The sequence below is a fragment of the Streptomyces sp. NPDC029169 genome, assembly GCF_055563935.1.
Genome location: NZ_JBVHXA010000002.1, coordinates 455637 through 472517 on the forward strand (window position 1 = coordinate 455637; position 16881 = coordinate 472517).

General features: G+C 70.5%; 16 protein-coding genes and 1 riboswitch. Of the genes, 7 read left to right on the top strand and 9 right to left on the bottom strand.

Translation table 11 applies throughout. The features are described 5' to 3' along the window. Nucleotides 1-190 precede the first annotated feature (190 nt). From ACZ4VI_RS05880 to thrC, 6 genes are all read right to left on the bottom strand, one after another. Nucleotides 191-742 carry a GNAT family N-acetyltransferase gene (locus ACZ4VI_RS05880; protein WP_467996986.1) on the bottom strand — a complete coding sequence of 184 codons (552 nt, stop codon included), beginning with the start codon at nt 740-742 and terminating at the stop codon, nt 191-193. Continuing rightward, nucleotides 739-1215, bottom strand: coding sequence for an SRPBCC family protein (locus ACZ4VI_RS05885; protein ID WP_467996988.1), 477 nt, complete (start codon nt 1213-1215; stop codon nt 739-741). Before ACZ4VI_RS05885 ends, ACZ4VI_RS05880 begins: the two co-directional genes overlap by 4 nt. A gap of 144 nt (nt 1216-1359) precedes the next feature. Beyond that, complete coding sequence (gene groL / locus ACZ4VI_RS05890) at nt 1360-2988, bottom strand: chaperonin GroEL (protein WP_467996990.1); 1629 nt, start codon at nt 2986-2988, stop codon at nt 1360-1362. Between the two features lie 323 nt (nt 2989-3311). Beyond that, complete coding sequence (locus tag ACZ4VI_RS05895) at nt 3312-3515, bottom strand: cold-shock protein (protein ID WP_005315736.1); 204 nt, start codon at nt 3513-3515, stop codon at nt 3312-3314. A 418-nt stretch (nt 3516-3933) separates the two neighbouring features. Next, nucleotides 3934-4212, bottom strand: coding sequence for a MoaD/ThiS family protein (locus tag ACZ4VI_RS05900; RefSeq protein ID WP_467996992.1), 279 nt, complete (start codon nt 4210-4212; stop codon nt 3934-3936). 12 nt (nt 4213-4224) lie between these two features. Then, the gene (thrC, locus tag ACZ4VI_RS05905; RefSeq protein WP_467997278.1) at nt 4225-5544 is read right to left on the bottom strand and encodes a threonine synthase; all 1320 of its coding nucleotides are present in this window, start codon (nt 5542-5544) and stop codon (nt 4225-4227) included. Continuing rightward, a riboswitch (SAM riboswitch) is annotated at nt 5538-5690 on the bottom strand. Its footprint overlaps the gene before it by 7 nt. Nucleotides 5691-5810: 120 nt before the next feature. Here thrC and ACZ4VI_RS05910 point away from each other — a divergent pair. From ACZ4VI_RS05910 to ACZ4VI_RS05925, 4 genes are all read left to right on the top strand, one after another. Further along, nucleotides 5811-6752, top strand: a complete 942-nt coding sequence (locus tag ACZ4VI_RS05910; RefSeq protein WP_467996993.1) for a glucosyl-3-phosphoglycerate synthase — start codon at nt 5811-5813, stop codon at nt 6750-6752. A 38-nt stretch (nt 6753-6790) separates the two neighbouring features. Continuing rightward, nucleotides 6791-7087 carry a hypothetical protein gene (locus ACZ4VI_RS05915; protein ID WP_467996995.1) on the top strand — a complete coding sequence of 99 codons (297 nt, stop codon included), beginning with the start codon at nt 6791-6793 and terminating at the stop codon, nt 7085-7087. A 65-nt stretch (nt 7088-7152) separates the two neighbouring features. After that, entirely contained in the window at nt 7153-8592 is a 1440-nt protein-coding gene (locus ACZ4VI_RS05920; protein WP_467996997.1) for an alpha,alpha-trehalose-phosphate synthase (UDP-forming), read from the top strand. Between the two features lie 185 nt (nt 8593-8777). Then, nucleotides 8778-10964, top strand: a complete 2187-nt coding sequence (locus ACZ4VI_RS05925; protein ID WP_467996999.1) for an immune inhibitor A domain-containing protein — start codon at nt 8778-8780, stop codon at nt 10962-10964. 194 nt (nt 10965-11158) lie between these two features. On the opposite strand, the gene otsB is transcribed toward ACZ4VI_RS05925, so the two are convergent. From otsB to ACZ4VI_RS05940, 3 genes are read right to left on the bottom strand one after another with little or no spacing between them, the layout of a single operon-like run. Further along, on the bottom strand, nt 11159-12001 hold the full coding sequence (gene otsB / locus ACZ4VI_RS05930) for a trehalose-phosphatase (RefSeq protein WP_467997001.1): 843 nt from the start codon (nt 11999-12001) through the stop codon (nt 11159-11161). Nucleotides 12002-12025: 24 nt separating this feature from the next. Continuing rightward, nucleotides 12026-12268, bottom strand: a complete 243-nt coding sequence (locus tag ACZ4VI_RS05935; RefSeq protein ID WP_467997003.1) for a DUF3263 domain-containing protein — start codon at nt 12266-12268, stop codon at nt 12026-12028. A 12-nt stretch (nt 12269-12280) separates the two neighbouring features. After that, entirely contained in the window at nt 12281-13552 is a 1272-nt protein-coding gene (locus tag ACZ4VI_RS05940; RefSeq protein WP_467997004.1) for an ABC transporter substrate-binding protein, read from the bottom strand. 183 nt (nt 13553-13735) lie between these two features. On the opposite strand from ACZ4VI_RS05940, the gene ACZ4VI_RS05945 reads away from it, so the two are divergent. The 3 genes from ACZ4VI_RS05945 to ACZ4VI_RS05955 all read left to right on the top strand — a co-directional run bounded on the left by ACZ4VI_RS05945 (nt 13736) and on the right by ACZ4VI_RS05955 (nt 16840). Continuing rightward, entirely contained in the window at nt 13736-14683 is a 948-nt protein-coding gene (locus ACZ4VI_RS05945; protein ID WP_467997006.1) for an ROK family protein, read from the top strand. Further along, nucleotides 14683-15828, top strand: coding sequence for an N-acetylglucosamine-6-phosphate deacetylase (gene nagA / locus ACZ4VI_RS05950; RefSeq protein ID WP_467997008.1), 1146 nt, complete (start codon nt 14683-14685; stop codon nt 15826-15828). Before ACZ4VI_RS05945 ends, nagA begins: the two co-directional genes overlap by 1 nt. Before the next feature lie 85 nt (nt 15829-15913). After that, nucleotides 15914-16840, top strand: a complete 927-nt coding sequence (locus ACZ4VI_RS05955) for a 1-phosphofructokinase family hexose kinase (RefSeq protein WP_467997009.1) — start codon at nt 15914-15916, stop codon at nt 16838-16840. Nucleotides 16841-16881: the final 41 nt, after the last annotated feature.

Sequence of the window (16881 nt, forward strand, 5' to 3'; positions counted from 1 at the left end):
AGAGAGATCGCAGGCGCTTACGGCGGCAGGCAGGAGCACGCACCCATGGGTGCGCGTTCGATCTGCGACGATGCGCCGGATTGGGCGTCGGGAAGACGACGGCCCCAGTGCCCCCCACTGCCGGTAGCCCGGATCGTACAAGGCCGTTGATCGCCCCGTACACCTGGATACGTGTGTCAGACGGGCGAGATCAAGGGCTGCCGCCACCTCCCCGCACCCGCCCGTACATCACCATGTCCACCCGCTCCCCGCCCACCTCCTGCCACGACCGCAGCAGGCCCTCCCGTACGAAACCCGCCCGTTCCGCCGTCTTCGCCGAGGCTTCGTTCCAGGGTTCGACGAGCAACTGGAGGCGGGGGATGCCCAGTTCGCCCATGGCCCAGGCGCTCACCGCCGTCAGTGCGGCCGCTGCCGCGCCCTCGCCTCGGCAGGAGGGGGCGACCCAGTAGCCGAGGGACGCGCGGCCCTCCTCCAGGTCGCGGAGCCAGAGGCCGATCATGCCCGCCGGGCGGTCGTCGCGGCGGCGGACGATGACGAAGGGGTAGCCGGCGCCCGACTCCGAGCGGCTCCACTGGCGGCGGATGTACGCCTCGCCCTGCGACTCCGAGTACACCGACGGGACCGTGTTCGTCAGCGGGATGTACGGGTCCGTCGACGCCTCCTCCACGAGCGGCAGGTCCGCCCGCTCCCACGCGCGCAGCTCGTACGCCCCCGCCTCCAGCCGCGGCACGACCAGGCTCACGTCGTCTCCATCGTCTCCAGATAGGCCGCCAGACGGTCGTACTCCTCCTTGACCCCCGCCTCCATCCCCGTCGCCAGCGCCTGGTCGCGCAGCTCCGTCGACGGCCAGAGCGATGTACTTGTCAGCGCCGTGCCGCCGTCCGGGGTGTCGTCGAAGGTGAGGGTGACGTGGACCGGCGGGCCCGGCATGAGTTCGAAGACCTCGGTGTAGACGAGGCGCTCGTTCGGGACGATCTCCTCGTACGTGCCCGAGAAGACGATCTCCCGGCCGTCGGGGGCCTTCTGGCCCCAGCGCCACGTGCCGCCGACCCTGAGGTCGATGTCGGAGAACACCGTGGGCATGGCGGCCACGCCGTACCACTGGCGTACGTGCTCGGGCTTGGTCCACGCCTCCCAGACGCGGGCCGGCGGGGCGTCGAAGGTCCGGGTGATGACCAGCTCGCGGTCGGACGGTGTCGTCAGCAGCGTGATCATGGATCGCTCCCGCCGGTGAGGGGTCCTCCCACCAGCATCACCCCGAACGCCCGAGGGCGGCACCCCCAGCAGGGAGTGCCGCCCTCAGTCGCGTAGAGCGTCGCGTACTGCGTCGCGTACAGCGAAGAACTACCGAGCCGAGGCTCAGAAGTCCATGTCACCGCCCGGCATGCCGCCGCCGGCCGCCGCGGCGGCCTTCTCCGGCTTGTCGGCGATGACGGCCTCGGTGGTCAGGAACAGCGCGGCGATGGAGGCCGCGTTCTGCAGGGCAGAGCGCGTCACCTTCGCCGGGTCGATGATGCCCTCGGCGATGAGGTCCACGTACTCGTTGGTCGCGGCGTTCAGGCCGTGGCCGACGGGCAGGTTGCGGACCTTCTCCGCCACGACGCCGCCCTCGAGGCCGGCGTTGACGGCGATCTGCTTCAGCGGGGCCTCGAGCGCCAGCTTGACGATGTTGGCACCGGTGGCCTCGTCGCCCGTCAGGTCCGCCTCGAGCTTCTCGAAGACGTTGGAGGCCTGGAGCAGGGCCACGCCACCACCGGCGACGATGCCCTCCTCGACGGCCGCCTTCGCGTTGCGAACGGCGTCCTCGATGCGGTGCTTGCGCTCCTTGAGCTCGACCTCGGTCGCGGCACCGGCCTTGATGACCGCAACACCGCCGGCGAGCTTCGCCAGGCGCTCCTGCAGCTTCTCGCGGTCGTAGTCGCTGTCCGAGTTCTCGATCTCGGCGCGGATCTGGTTGACGCGACCGGCGACCTGGTCGCTGTCACCGGCACCGTCGACGATCGTGGTCTCGTCCTTGGTGATGACGACCTTGCGGGCGCGGCCCAGCAGGTCCAGGCCGGCGTTCTCGAGCTTGAGGCCGACCTCCTCGGAGATGACCGTGCCGCCCGTGAGGATGGCGATGTCGTTCAGCATGGCCTTGCGGCGGTCGCCGAAGCCCGGGGCCTTGACCGCGACGGACTTGAAGGTGCCGCGGATCTTGTTGACGACCAGGGTCGACAGGGCCTCGCCCTCGACGTCCTCGGCGATGATCAGCAGCGGCTTGCCCGACTGCATGACCTTCTCCAGGAGCGGAAGCAGGTCCTTCACGGAGGAGATCTTGGAGTTGACGATCAGGATGTACGGGTCGTCCAGGGACGCCTCCATACGCTCCATGTCGGTGGCGAAGTACGCCGAGATGTAGCCCTTGTCGAAGCGCATACCCTCGGTGAGCTCCAGCTCCAGACCGAAGGTCTGGGACTCCTCGACGGTGATGACGCCTTCCTTGCCGACCTTGTCCATCGCCTCGGCGATGAGCTCGCCGATCTGGGTGTCGGCGGCGGAGATGGAGGCCGTGGAAGCGATCTGCTCCTTGGTCTCGACATCCTTCGCCTGCTCGAGCAGGGCGCCGGAGACGGCCTCGACGGCCTTCTCGATGCCGCGCTTGAGGGCCATCGGGTTGGCGCCGGCCGCCACGTTGCGCAGGCCCTCGCGGACGAGCGCCTGGGCGAGGACGGTCGCGGTGGTCGTACCGTCACCGGCGACGTCGTCCGTCTTCTTGGCGACTTCCTTGACCAGCTCGGCGCCGATCTTCTCGTACGGGTCCTCGAGCTCGATCTCCTTGGCGATGGACACACCATCGTTGGTGATCGTGGGGGCGCCCCACTTCTTCTCGAGGACGACGTTCCGGCCCTTGGGGCCAAGGGTGACCTTGACGGCGTCGGCGAGCTGGTTCATCCCGCGCTCGAGACCGCGCCGTGCCTCCTCGTCGAACGCGATGATCTTGGCCATGTGAAGTGGTCCTCCCGGACATGGGGTGGATAACGCTCCAGGACCGCGCCGACGCCCGCGACGGACGGCCTGCGCACCCGGCGGTTCCTTGCCCCACCTGGCCGCGGACCTCGTCTGCCCGATCCTCGTAAGCACTCTCACCTGCAGAGTGCTAACGCAATGATTAGCACTCGACCCATGCGAGTGCAAGCGACTCTCATGGATCGAGAGGGGCCCACGGAAGCACTCCGGACACGCACGAGGGGTCCGCATCCTGGTCAGGATGCGGACCCCTCGGCGATGAGAACGCGTGAGTGCGTACGTGGTGGCCGATCGCGCCGTGCTCAGACGGCGAGCTTGACCATGTCCGCCTGCGGACCCTTCTGGCCCTGCGAGATCTCGAACTCGACCCGCTGACCCTCTTCAAGGGTGCGGTAACCGTCCATCTGGATCGCGCTGTAGTGGACGAATACATCCGCACCACCGTCGACCGCGATGAAGCCGTAGCCCTTCTCCGCGTTGAACCACTTGACGGTGCCCTGAGCCATGCCTAACTCCCCTATTACTGGCCCTTGCGCGGGACCGCACTTCGCGGACCCGGGTCAGACCCTGCGCCGGAACGCGTCGACCGCGGCTGAATGTATCTGCCCAACTGCCCTCTGCAACAGGTCAATCGGACGAGAATTCTGGGCACGCCGTAAAGGAGAATTCAGGAGGATTGACTGAATTCCGGGGCAAGTCGGGCCCGGCAAAGCGTGCAGAAGGTACACAACACTCGAGCACTTTGGCTGCATCTTGTCGGATGCGGACGCATTCTCATATGCGCCTGGCATGAGCAGCGAAGGGAAGCCGGGGGGACTTCCCCAACTCTACCGCGCTCAACCATGCAGAATTGCCCCCTCCGCTTCTTGAAGCGTAGGGGGCAATTCGGTTGCGCCGGGTAAGGCGAAGGCTCTCAGGGGGCGCTCAGCAGCCGCCCGCGACCGCCGGGATGATCGAGACGCCCGCGCCGTCCGGCGTCGCCGTCTCCAGGCCCTGCTCGAAGCGGACGTCGTCGTCGTTGACGTACACGTTCACGAAGCGGCGCAGCTTGCCCTGGTCGTCCAGGACGCGGGCCGCGATGCCCGTGTGGTTCTTCTCCAGGTCGGCGATGACCTCGGAGAGCGTGGCGCCCTCCGCCAGGACCTCGGCCTGGCCGCCCGTGTAGGTGCGCAGGATGGTGGGGATGCGGACCTTGACGCTCATGTCACTTACCTTTCAGTGGGCGAGGCCGGCGTCGCGGAACGCGTCCAGGCTCGGGGGGATCGTGGCGGTCGCCTGCGAGGTGTCGGCCACCGCGTCCAGCGTCTTGAGGCCGTCGCCCGTGTTGAGCACGACCGTCGTGAGGGTCGGGTCGATGAGGCCGGCCTCGACCAGCTTCTTCGTCACGCCGACCGTCACCCCGCCCGCCGTCTCGGCGAAGATGCCCTCCGTGCGGGCCAGGATCTTGATCGCCTCGACGACCTGCTCGTCGTCGACGTCCTCCACCGCGCCGCCCGTGCGGCGCGCGATGTCGAGGACGTAGGGGCCGTCGGCCGGGTTGCCGATGGCGAGCGACTTGGCGATGGTGTTCGGCTTCTGGGGCCGTACGACGTCGTGACCGGCCTTGAAGGCCGCCGACACCGGCGAGCAGCCCTCGGCCTGGGCGCCGAAGATCTTGTACGGCTTGTCCTCGACCAGGCCGAGCTTGATGAGCTCCTGCAGACCCTTGTCGATCTTGGTGAGCTGCGAGCCGGAGGCGATCGGGATGACCAGCTGATCCGGGATCACCCAGCCCAGCTGCTCGCAGATCTCGTACGCGAGCGTCTTGGAGCCCTCGCCGTAGTACGGGCGCAGGTTGACGTTGACGAAGCCCCAGCCCTCGCCCAGCGGGTCGCCGATGAGCTCGGAGCAGAAGCGGTTGACGTCGTCGTAGTTGCCCTCGATGCCGACGAGGTCACCGCCGTAGACCGCGGCCATGACGACCTTGCCCTGCTCCAGGTCGTGCGGGATGAACACGCAGGAGCGGAAGCCGGCGCGGGCGGCCGCGGCGCCGACGGCGCCGGCCAGGTTGCCGGTGGAGGAGCAGGAGAGGGTGGTGAAGCCGAAGGCGCGGGCGGCCTCCAGGGCCTGGGCGACGACGCGGTCCTTGAAGGAGTGCGTCGGGTTGCCGGAGTCGTCCTTGACGAAGAGCTTGCCGGGCTCGACGCCCAGCTCGCGGGCGAGGTTGTCGGCCTGGACGAGCTTGGTCCAGCCGGGGTTCAGGTTCGGCTTCTCGGCGACGTCGGCCGGGACGGGCAGCAGCGGGGCGTAGCGCCAGATGTTGGCGGGACCGGCCTCGATCTGCTTGCGCAGCGCCTCGGGGTCGCCGAGCGGGAGGTCGTAGGCGACTTCGAGCGGGCCGAAACACAGCTCGCACGCGAAGATGGGACCGAGAGAGAACTTCTCACCGCATTCACGACAGGAAAGTCCGGAAGCCGGACCGAGGTCGACCGTCGGAGCGTCGGTGGCGGGGGAAACAGTCTGTACAGCCATGGAGGCGAGGCCCTTTCTCCTCATCTTTCCCATGACGAATGTCGCCATGAGACGGATTTGGCACCTTCCCTAGCCGGGAGCCTCGCTGCCGCGTGTGTCGCGGACGAGAACCGACTGGAGGGTTGCCGGGGCTTCAACGGGCCGTTTCCCTCTGCCCCTCTGGATGAGCGGTATTCGGTTGTAGGACGCGGGCGGCACCCCGACATGCATCGGGCATCCGCGTTGTTCAAGACTGTAACCGAAGGCATGGACGGTTGAGATGGCCGTCCGAACCGCGAGATGGAGATCACGTGCTGGAGGAAGTGGAGCGCTGGCTGGCCCGGCGGTCCTGGTCCGTGGCGGACCGTTCGCTCGACCGCATCCTGGCGGCGAAGCACGGGACGACGGTCAGTGTCGTCCTGCCGGCGCTGAACGAGGAGGCGACGGTCGGCGACATCGTCACCGTGATCCGCCGCGAGCTGATGACCGAGGCGGTCCCGCTCGTGGACGAGCTGGTGGTGATCGACTCCGGTTCCACCGACCGTACGGCGGAGGTCGCGGCGGCCGCCGGGGCGCGGGTCGTGGCGCGCGACGCGATCCTGCCCCGAATACCGGCCGTGCCCGGCAAGGGCGAGGTGCTGTGGCGGTCACTGATGGTGACCGAGGGGGACATCGTCTGCTTCGTCGACGCGGATCTGCGGGACTTCTCCGCGGACTTCGTCACCGGCATCGTCGGCCCGCTGCTCACCGACCCGGACGTCGACTTCGTGAAGGCGATGTACGACCGTCCGCTCGGTGACACCCCTGGTCAGGGCGGCCGGGTGACGGAGCTGGTGGCGCGGCCGCTGCTCAATCTGCACTGGCCGCAGCTGGCCGGCTTCGTGCAGCCGCTGGGCGGCGAGTACGCGGCGCGGCGCTCGCTCCTCGAGCGGCTGCCGTTCCCCGTCGGTTACGGAGTGGAGCTGGGCCTGCTCGTGGACGCTCTCCACACGGTCGGTCTGGACGCCCTCGCGCAGGTCGACGTCGGGGTGCGCAAGCACCGCCACCAGGACGGGCAGGCGCTCGGCCGGATGGCGGCGGCGATCTACCGGACGGCGCAGCTGCGGCTGTCCCGGGGCCATCTGGTGCGGCCCCGGCTGACGCAGTTCGAACGCTCCGAGACGGGCTTCACACCGCGGACGTACACCGTGGACACGGAGGAGCGGCCGCCGATGATCGACATCGCGGAGTACGCGCACCGCCGCGTGGCGTAACGCCGCATCATGATGCTTCTTACCTAAATTTCCGTTTCATGGGGTTCACCTATCGAATGACCACGCTGCTGGCGGTGCTCGGCCTCGCCGCGGCCGGACCGGCCGCGGCGGATGGGGAGGTCGCGGCCGGCCGGACGGCCACGATCACGTACGCGGTCACGGCCGACGCCCCGACGACCCACCCGCCGCGCCCCGCCCCACACGGCCCCGGCGGATCGATGGCGCAGACCGGCTCCCACGGCGAGCGGCTGTGGCTGCTCGGCGGCCTCGCGCTGGCCCTGGCGGGGACGGGCGCGGTGGCCAAGGCGGCACTGCGCGGACGCGGCGAGCACTGAGGCATGGATTCGCCACATTCGTATACGTACGTTTGAGCGTTTACGTGACGGGCTAGGTTCGCCACATGGCTTCTGTGCTCGTCGCGTCCAATCGGGGTCCGGTCTCGTACGCCCTCGCCGCCGACGGCACGCTCGATGCCCGGCGCGGCGGGGGCGGTCTCGTCTCCGCGCTGAGCGCCGTGCCCTCCGAGGGCGGTGTCTGGGTGTGCGCGGCGCTCGGGGACGGCGATCGCGTGGCGGTCCGGCGCGAGGTCGCCGAGCCCGGCGTACGGATGCTGGCTATCGAACCGGCGGTCTACGCCGACGCGTACAACGGGATCGCGAACTCGGTGCTGTGGTTCCTGCACCACCACCTGTGGGACGTGCCGCGCGAGCCGGTCTTCGACGGGGAGTTCCGGCGCCGGTGGGAGTCGTACCGCACCTACAACCGGGCCTTCACCGAGGAGCTGGCCGCCCAGGCGGACGAGGGTGCGGCCGTCCTGGTGCACGACTACCACCTGGCGCTGGTGCCGGGGCAGCTGCGGGAGCTGCGCCCGGACCTGCGTATCGCCCACATCACGCATACGCCGTGGGCGTCGCCGGACTACATGCGCATGCTTCCGGAGGACGTCCGCGAGGAGCTGCTCTGGGGGATGCTCGGCGCGGACGAGCTGGGTTTCCACACCTGGGAATGGGCGGAGTCGTTCGTCGCCGGCTCGCACATCGACAGCGCGAGTGGCACGACCGAGGGGGTCTGGCGGAGCGGCGATCCCTGGCGCGGGGTGCACCACCGCAGGGCGGGCGGCGAGCCGCGCCGCACCCGGGTCCAGGTGTATCCGCTGGGCGTGGACGGGGAGGAGCTGCGCAAGCAGGCGCACACGCCCGAGGTGGACGGCCGGCTGGCCGCGCTGCGCGCCGAGGTGGGCGACCGGAAGACGATCGTGCGGGTGGACCGCACGGAGCTGTCGAAGAACGTGGTGCGTGGCCTGCTCGCGTACCGGGAGTTTCTCCGGGAGCGCCCGGAGTGGCGCGACCGTGTCGTCCACCTGGCCTCGGCGTACCCGTCCCGCCAGGACCTGGCGGTCTACCGCGACTACACGGCGTCGGTGGCGGAGCTCGCGGAGGAGATCAACGCGGAGTTCGGCACGGACGACTGGCGGCCGGTGATCCTGTCGGTGAAGGACGACTTCGCGCGCTCGCTCGCGGCGTACCGGATGGCGGACGTGGCGCTGATCAACCCGATCCGCGACGGGATGAACCTGGTGGCCAAGGAGATCCCGGTGGTGTCGGAGGCGGGATGCGTGCTGGTGCTCTCGACGGGCGCGGGGGCGTACGCCGAGTTGCGCGAGGACGCGCTGACTGTCAGCCCTTACGACGTGTCCGAGACGGCGCGGGCGCTGCACGACGCCCTGTCGATGGGCCCGGCCGAGCGCGCGGACCGCACCAAGCGCCTGGCCGCCGCGGCGACGGCGCTGCCGCCCCAGCAGTGGTTCCTGGAGCAGCTGCACGCCTTGCGCCAGGGCTGAACCACCCGCACCGGATTGCGTGCCGGTAAAACCCGGAATCCGGCGGCGGATTTGCGCGATCGACCCCTCCTCTCCGCGACTCCTTCCGTGTCAGACTCTGCCGCGATCGTTCCCCCAGACGATCCACAGGCGACAAACAGAACCACGCGAACCATGTGACGCATGCATGCGAAGGGATCGCAGACGTGAAGAGATTTGTCGTGGGCATGACCCTAGGGTCGGCGCTCACCGCGCTCCTCGCCGCGGGGCTACAGCCCGCCGCCGCGCAGGAGCCCCGGGACACCGCGCAGGGGGCCGCCTCCCCGCGCAGCGACAACCGTCCCGGACCGCTCACCAAGCAGCGCACCGAGCTGCGCGAGCAGGCGATCGACAAGATCGCCAAGGGGAAGGCGAGGGCGGACGCCCGCGGCGTGGTCGAGGTCGCGCCCGGCAAGTTCGTGGAGACCGTGACCACCACGGCCGTACGCCAGGAGAAGATCTTCACGATCCTCTCCGAGTTCGGCGAGCAGAGCGCCGGACGGTACGGCTCCACCCCCGGCCCCCTGCACAACCAGATAGCCCAGCCGGACCGGAGCGTGGACAACTCCAACGCCTGGACGGCGGACTTCGACAAGGCGTACTACGAGAACCTCTTCAACGGCCCCGGCGAGTCGATGAAGACGTACTACGAGAACCTCTCCGGCGGCCGCTACTCGGTCACCAACACCGTCGAGGACTGGGTCAAGGTCCCCTACAACGCCTCCTTCTACGGTGACAACGCCATCGAAGACACCGGCGGTTCGTGGGCCTTCGTCCAGGACACCGGCGACGCCTGGTGGAACGCGCAGATCGCGGCCGGCAAGACCCCGGCCGAGATCGACGCGCACCTCGCCCAGTTCGACGTCTGGGACCGCAACGACTGGGACCACGACGGGAACTTCGACGAGGCCGACGGCTACATCGACCACTTCCAGGCCGTCCACGCCGGCATGGGCGAGGACGCCGGCGGCGGCGCGCAGGGCGAGGACGCCATCTGGTCGCACCGCTGGTACGTCAACGGCGACGACTACGGCCTGACCGGACCGGACGTCTCCGGTACGCAGAACAAGGCGGGCGGCGCCCGGATCGGCCAGTCGAAGTACTGGCTCGGCGACTACACCACCGAGGGCGAGAACGGCGGACTCGGCGTCTTCTGCCACGAGTTCGGCCACGACCTCGGCCTGCCGGACTACTACGACACCAACGGCGGCGAGAACTCCACCGCCTTCTGGACCCTGATGAGCTCCGGCTCCTGGCTCGGCCACGGCGCCGCCGCCGGCGCGGGCATCGGCACCCACCCGGGCCTGATGGGCGCCGAAGAGAAGCTGTTCCTCGGCTGGCTCGACTACGCCAACGCGCCGCTCGGCGCCTCCGGTTCGTACACCCTGAACCCCGCGCAGCTCCAGGTCACCGGCAAGGAGCAGGCGGTCCGCGTCGCGCTCCCGGACAAGACGAGCAGCACGAGCTACGCCACCCCCACCTCCGGCACGCACGCCTGGTGGACCGGCTCGGCCGACGGGCTCAACCAGTCCCTCACCCGGTCCGTCCCGGCCGCCCCGCGCGTCACCGTCACGGCGAGCGCCTGGTACGAGATCGAGGCCGACTTCGACTACCTCTTCGCCGAGTACTCCCTGGACGGCGGGACGACCTGGGCCCGCGCGGGCGCGGCCGTCGACGGCTCCTCCGCCGGCAGGTGGACGACGCTGCGGTACGCGTACGACTCCCAGGGCAAGGCCTCGCTGTTCCGCTTCCGCTACCAGACCGACGGCGGTGTCCACTTCGCCGGCGCGTTCCTGGACGACATCACGCTGTCCGCCGGCGGCACGACGCTGGCGAGCGACGACGTCGAGCAGGGCGTGGGCGGCTGGACCGCCGACGGCCGCTGGAAGATCTCGACCGGCACGGAGACGGACACGTACCCGCGCTACTACCTGGTGGAGAACCGCGAGTACGTCGGCAGCGACGCGCTGCTCGCCGAGGGCCCGTACCAGTTCAGCAAGGGCGTCACGGCGCCGGACTGGGTGGAGTTCTTCCGCTACCAGAACGGCATGCTGGTCTGGTACGTCGACCGGTCCTACGACGACAACAACGTCAGCTCGCACCCGGGCGGCGGCTCGGCCATGGCGGTGGACGCCCGTCCGACGCCGTTCCGGTACGCCGACGGCACCGCGCCGAGCAACCGCCGTCAGCCCTTCGACGCGACCTTCGGCCTGGAGGCCACGGACGCGACCTGCCTCCACAAGGAGGCCCTGTCGGGCAAGGGCCAGAGCCAGACGGTCGTGACGATGGCGGCGTGCGCGCCGTCGGTCCCGGGGATCGCGGTCTTCGACGACACGGACCCGAACGCGTACTAAGACACGGCCGCCCCGCAGGCCAGCGTCAAGGTGGCGGGCCACGGCGTGAAGGTCACGGTCACCGGGGACGCCGGTGACGACCTGACGATCAGCGTGGTCAACCCGGCCGCGCACTGATCGTGTAGGGCGGGCGGTACGGGCGGTCCCTCAGCGGGCCTCCCGTACCGCCCTCGCCAGTTCGTCAGGAGCCGGCCTCAGGCCTCCCGTACCGCCTCCGCCAGTTCCGTCAGGAACCGCACCACCCCCGGCGGGCCCGCGACCGACAGGTCGGCGCGGTCGGACAGCTCCTGGACCTCTGTGGAGCCGCTGCACACCAGCAGGCCCGGGGTGCCGTCCGAGCGGAGCTTCTCCACGGCCGCGAAGGCCGGCAGGTCGCCCAGGTCGTCGCCCGCGTACAGGACGGACCCGGCGCCCACCTCCCGTACGTACTCCGCGAGCGCCACGCCCTTGTCCATGCCCGGGGGGCGCAGTTCGAGGACCATGCGGCCGGGTTCGAGGACCAGGCCGTGGCGGGCGGCGAGGCCGGCGAGCGGGGCCTTCAGCGCCTCGAAGGCCGCCTGCGGGTCGGTGGAGCGGCGGGTGTGGACGGCGACCGCGCGGCCCTTCTCCTCGATCCAGGTGCCCGGCCAGGCGCCGACGCTCTCCAGAAAGCCGGGGAGTTCGGCGCGCACGGAGGCCACGCCCGGGTGGACGGCGGAGGCCTTGACGGTGCCGGTGCGCGCGTCCCAGCGCTCCGCGCCGTAGTGGCCGAGGACGACGAGGTGTTCGAGGCCCGGGACGCCGGCGAAACCGCCGTACCGCACCGCCACGCCCGCCGGCCGGCCGGTCACCACCGCGACGGAGGCGATCCTCGGGGCGAGGGCGGAGAGCGCGGGGACGGCACCGGGGTGGGCGCGCGCCTGCTCGGGGTCGGGGACGATCTCGGCGAGCGTCCCGTCGAAGTCGAGGGCGACGACGGCCTTCTCCGGCCGCGCGAGAAGCGCGGCCAGGCCGTCGCGGCCTGCGGATGTGGTCGGGTGCGGAAGGCTGCTGACCATAACGACGACCCTACCGACGCGGGCTCAGCGGCGCTGCTCCTTCTCCGCACGGACCCGGCGCAGCCGGTTGACGGTCACCGGGTCGTGTTCCAGGGCGCGCGGGTCGTCGAGGAGGGCGTTGAGGAGCTGGTAGTAGCGCGTCGCGGACAGGCCGAGCTGCTCGCGCACGGCCCGCTCCTTGGCGCCGGGGCCGGGCCAGGAGCGGCGTTCGAGAGCGAGTACGGCCCGCTCCCGTTCGCCGAGTCCGAAGTCGCTCGTGTCGGTCATACGAACAACCTATTACTCCGCGCTCTCGGCCGCCGTCGCCTCACGCGCGATCTCCCCCAGGACCTCGGAGGGCTTGGCGCCCGGGGCCACGGCCTTGCCGATGTTCTGCTTGATGTTGTCGCTGACCTGGGCCCAGGAGGTCTTGCCGACCGGCGGGAGCTGCGCGTTCGGCAGCTCCGTGAGGAACTCGCGCAGGTTCTTGTGCTCCTCCTCGCTCCTCATACGGGAGGACGCGCTGACGGTCACCGGCAGCAGGTCGTTGTCGCCGGCGAACCTCAGCACGTTCTCGTCGCTGAAGACGAAGTCGAGGAAGTCGCCGATCTCCTCGCGGTGGCCGTTCTGCTTGAAGCCCATGATCCAGTCGGCGACGCCCATGGACGACTTGGCCCTGCCGGTCGCGCCCGGCAGCGCGACCTTGCCGACCTTGACGCCCTTCTTCTCGGCCTCCTGCATGAGCGAGGGGTGGCCGTTGAGCATGCCGACCTCGCCGCGCGTAAAGGCGGCGAAGGCGTCCTTGCGGTTGAGCTTGCCGGGGGCGACGGGGCCGGTGAGCTTCTTCTGGACCAGGTTCGTCTTCAGCCAGTCGAACGTCTTGACGTTCTGCTCGGAGTCGATCCGGTAGCGGTCGGTGCCGTCGGTGTAGCCGTCGCCGCCGCTGAGCAGCCACATCATCGTCTCGGCCTGCGCCTCCTCCGGCCCGAGCGGCAGCGCGAAGGGGTACGTCACGTCTTCGTTCTTCAGCTTCTCGGCCGCGGCGGCCAGCTCGTCCCAGGTGGCGGGCGGCTTGCTGATCCCGGCCCGGTCGAAGAGGTCCTGGTTGAAGAAGAGCAGCCGGGTGGAGGCGACGAACGGCAGGCCGTACTGGGTGCGCTTGTGCTCGCCGGCGGAGGCGAGGGGGGCGAGGAAGTTCGCCTGGACGGGTATGGAGAGCAGCTCGTCGGCGGAGTAGAGCTCGCCGGCGGCCGCGTAGTCGGCGTAGGCGCCGATCTGGGCGATGTCGGGGGCCTGGTCGGCCTTGACCAGCTCGGCGACCTTGCGGTCGACGTCGTTCCAGGACTCGATCTGGACCTCGACCTGGACGCCGGGGTGCTTGGCCTCGTAGGCGGCGGTGAGCGCGTCCCAGTACTTCTTGGTGGTGTCGCCGCCGTTCAGGTCGTAGTCGGCGGCGACCAGCTTCAGGGTCACGTCGCCGGAGTCGTCGCCGGTGAGTCCACAGCCGGCGAGACCTGCGGTCAGGCCCAGCGCGGCGATCGTCGCGGTCAGTCCAGGAAATCGCCGCTGCACAGCGTTGCCCCACCCTCTTGCTCGTCGTTGAGCTGTGATTTTCACAGAGGAGGAAGCATAAGGTCTAAACCACTCAGGGAGCCCCTCGGCGACGGCCATATCCACGACCCGCATTTGTATCCACGCGCAACAATATCGGCGAGTGGACTAGACCTTTCGCGCAAGCGCAGCGAGACTGTTCCCGTGAGACACGTCATCGCCCTCGATGTGGGCGGCACCGGCATGAAGGCCGCCCTCGTCGGGGCGGACGGCACCCTCCTCCACGAGGCACGGCGCGCCACAGGGCGCGAGCGCGGCCCCGAGGCCGTGGTCGAGACCATCCTCGGCTTCGCCGCCGAGCTGCGCGCGTACGGCCTGGAGCGGTACGGACAGCCCGCCGCGGCCGCCGGAGTAGCCGTCCCCGGCATCGTCGACGCCGAGAACGGCATCGCCGTCTACGCCGCCAACCTCGGCTGGCGCGACGTCCCGATGCGCACCCTGCTCAGCGAGCGCCTCGACGGCATCCCCGTCGCCCTCGGCCACGACGTCCGCACCGGCGGCCTCGCCGAGGGCCGCATCGGCGCCGGGAACGGAGCCGACCGCTTCCTCTTCGTGCCGCTGGGCACCGGGATCGCCGGCGCCATCGGCATCGGCGGCACCATCGAGGCGGGCGCCCACGGCTACGCCGGCGAGATCGGCCACATCGTCGTCCGCCCCGGCGGTACGGAGTGCGGCTGCGGCCAGCGCGGCTGCCTGGAGCGGTACGCCTCCGCCTCCGCCGTCTCCCTCGCCTGGGCCGCCGCCTCCGGCGACCCGGACGCGGACGCCGCCGACTGCGCCAAGGCCGTCGAGTCCGGCGACGCCAGGGCCGTACGGGTCTGGCAGGAGGCCGTCGACGCGCTCGCGGACGGCCTGGTCACGGCGCTCACCCTGCTGGACCCCCGCACGCTCATCATCGGTGGCGGTCTCGCCGAGGCGGGGGAAACCTTGTTCACACCACTGCGCGCCGCGGTGGAGGAACGCGTCACGTTCCAGAAGCTGCCCGCCGTCGTCCCCGCGGCCCTCGGGGACACCGCCGGATGCCTGGGCGCGGGCCTCCTCGCCTGGGACCTGCTCTCCCTCGACTCCCCCGACTCGGAGGTATCCGCCTGATGGCCGTTTCCACAGTTCTCGCCGGTGCCCGTGTGGTGCTGCCGACCGGCATCGTCGAGAACGGACGGGTGATCGTCGACGGCGGTCGTATCGCGGGCGCCGCGCCCGCCGACGCGCCCTCGCTCGACCTCACGGGCCACTGGGTCGTCCCCGGCTTCGTCGACATGCACAACCACGGCGGCGGCGGAGCCTCCTTCACCTCCGGCGGAGTGGACGAGATCCTCAAGGGCGTCCACACCCACCGCCTGCACGGCACCACCACCACTGTCGCCTCCTTCGTCACCGGCGAGATGGACTTCCTCACCCAGCGGGCCGGATTCCTCTCCGAACTCGCCGAGCAGGGCGACATCGCCGGCATCCACTTCGAGGGCCCGTTCATCTCCCCGTGCCGCAAGGGCGCGCACGACGAGACGCTGCTGCGCGACCCCGACCCGGCCGAGGTCCGCAAGCTGATCGACGCCGCCCGCGGCCAGGCCCGGATGGTCACCCTCGCGACCGAACTGCCCGGCGGCATCGACTCCGTACGGCTGCTCGCCGAACACGGCGTGATCGCCGCCATCGGCCACACCGACGCGACGTACGAGCAGACCGTCGAGGCCATCGACGCGGGCGCCACCGTGGCGACCCACCTCTACAACGCGATGCCCGGCCTCGGTCACCGTGCCCCCGGCCCGATCGCCGCGCTCCTGGAGGACGAGCGGATCACGGTCGAGCTGATCAACGACGGCACGCATCTGCACCCGGCCGCGCTTGAGCTGGCGTTCCATCACGCAGGGCCGCGGCGGGTCGCGTTCATCACGGACGCGATGGACGCGGCCGGGTTCGGCGACGGCATGTACGACCTCGGCACGCTGGCCGTCGAGGTGAAGGACGGCGTCGCGCGGCTGGTCGAGGGCGGCTCCATCGCGGGCTCGACCCTCACCCTGGACCGCGCGTTCAAGCGGGCCGTGACCATCGACGGGCTGCCCGTCGAATCCGTGGTCCAGGCCATCTCGGCCACCCCGGCGCGCGTGCTTGGCATCGACGACCGTGTCGGATCCCTCGAGCCCGGCAAGGACGCCGACCTCGTCGTGCTGGACGAGGACTTCGACGTCAAGGGCGTGATGCGCAAGGGCACCTGGGTGGTGGAACCCCGACTGACCTGAGCGGGCCGGGGGACTGGGCCAACCGCCGTCTGTTTGGCATGATCGGGACGCGCTGACGGCTGTTCCAGGAACGGGGGCACGGCAGGTGATTCTCACGGTCACCCTCAACACGGCACTGGACCTCACCTACCGGGTCCCCGCCCTCACCCCGCACGCCTCCCACCGCGTCACCCAGGTCATCGAACGCCCCGGCGGCAAGGGCCTCAACGTCGCCCGCGTCCTCGCGGCCCTCGGTTACGAGACGGTCGTGACGGGCTTCGCGGGCGGCGCCACGGGCGAGGTCCTCCGCGCCCACCTGGCGCCGAGCGCCGTCGTCGACGAACTGGTCGAGTCCGCGGGCCCCACCCGCCGTACCGTCGCGGTCGTCGACGCCGCGACCGGCGACACCACGCAGCTGAACGAGCCGGGCCCGCCGATCCGCCCCACCGAATGGTCGGCGCTCACCGCCCGCTACACCGAACTCCTCGCCGGCGCCGAAGCGGTGGCGCTGTGCGGCAGCCTGCCGCCGGGCATCCACGTCGGCGCGTACGCGGAACTGATCCGGCTCGCCCGCACCGCCGGCGTCCCGGTCCTGCTCGACACCAGCGGCGAACCCCTGCGGCGCGGCATCGCGGCCCGCCCGGACGTGGTCAAGCCGAACGCCGACGAGCTCGCCCAGCTCACCGGCTCCCGCGAACCGCACCGCGCCACCCGCGACGCCCGCCGCCGCGGCGCGCACGCGGTGGTCTCCTCGCTGGGCCCGGAAGGCATGCTGGCCGCAACCCCGGACGGCCTGTGGCGCGCGGCCCCGCCGGCCGCGGTCAAGGGCAACCCCACCGGCGCCGGCGACTCGGCCGTGGCGGGCCTCCTGTCAGCCCTGGTCGACAACCTCCCCTGGCCGTCCCGCCTGACCCGCGCGGTCGCCCTCTCGGCGGCGACGGTGCTTTCCCCGGTGGCCGGCGAGTTCGACCGCGAGGCGTACGAGCAGCTGCTCCCGCGCGTGACGGTGACGGAGCAGGCCGAGGCGGCATAGCAGAAGCCCCGCGGAACCGGCTGGTTCCACGGGGCCTGTCA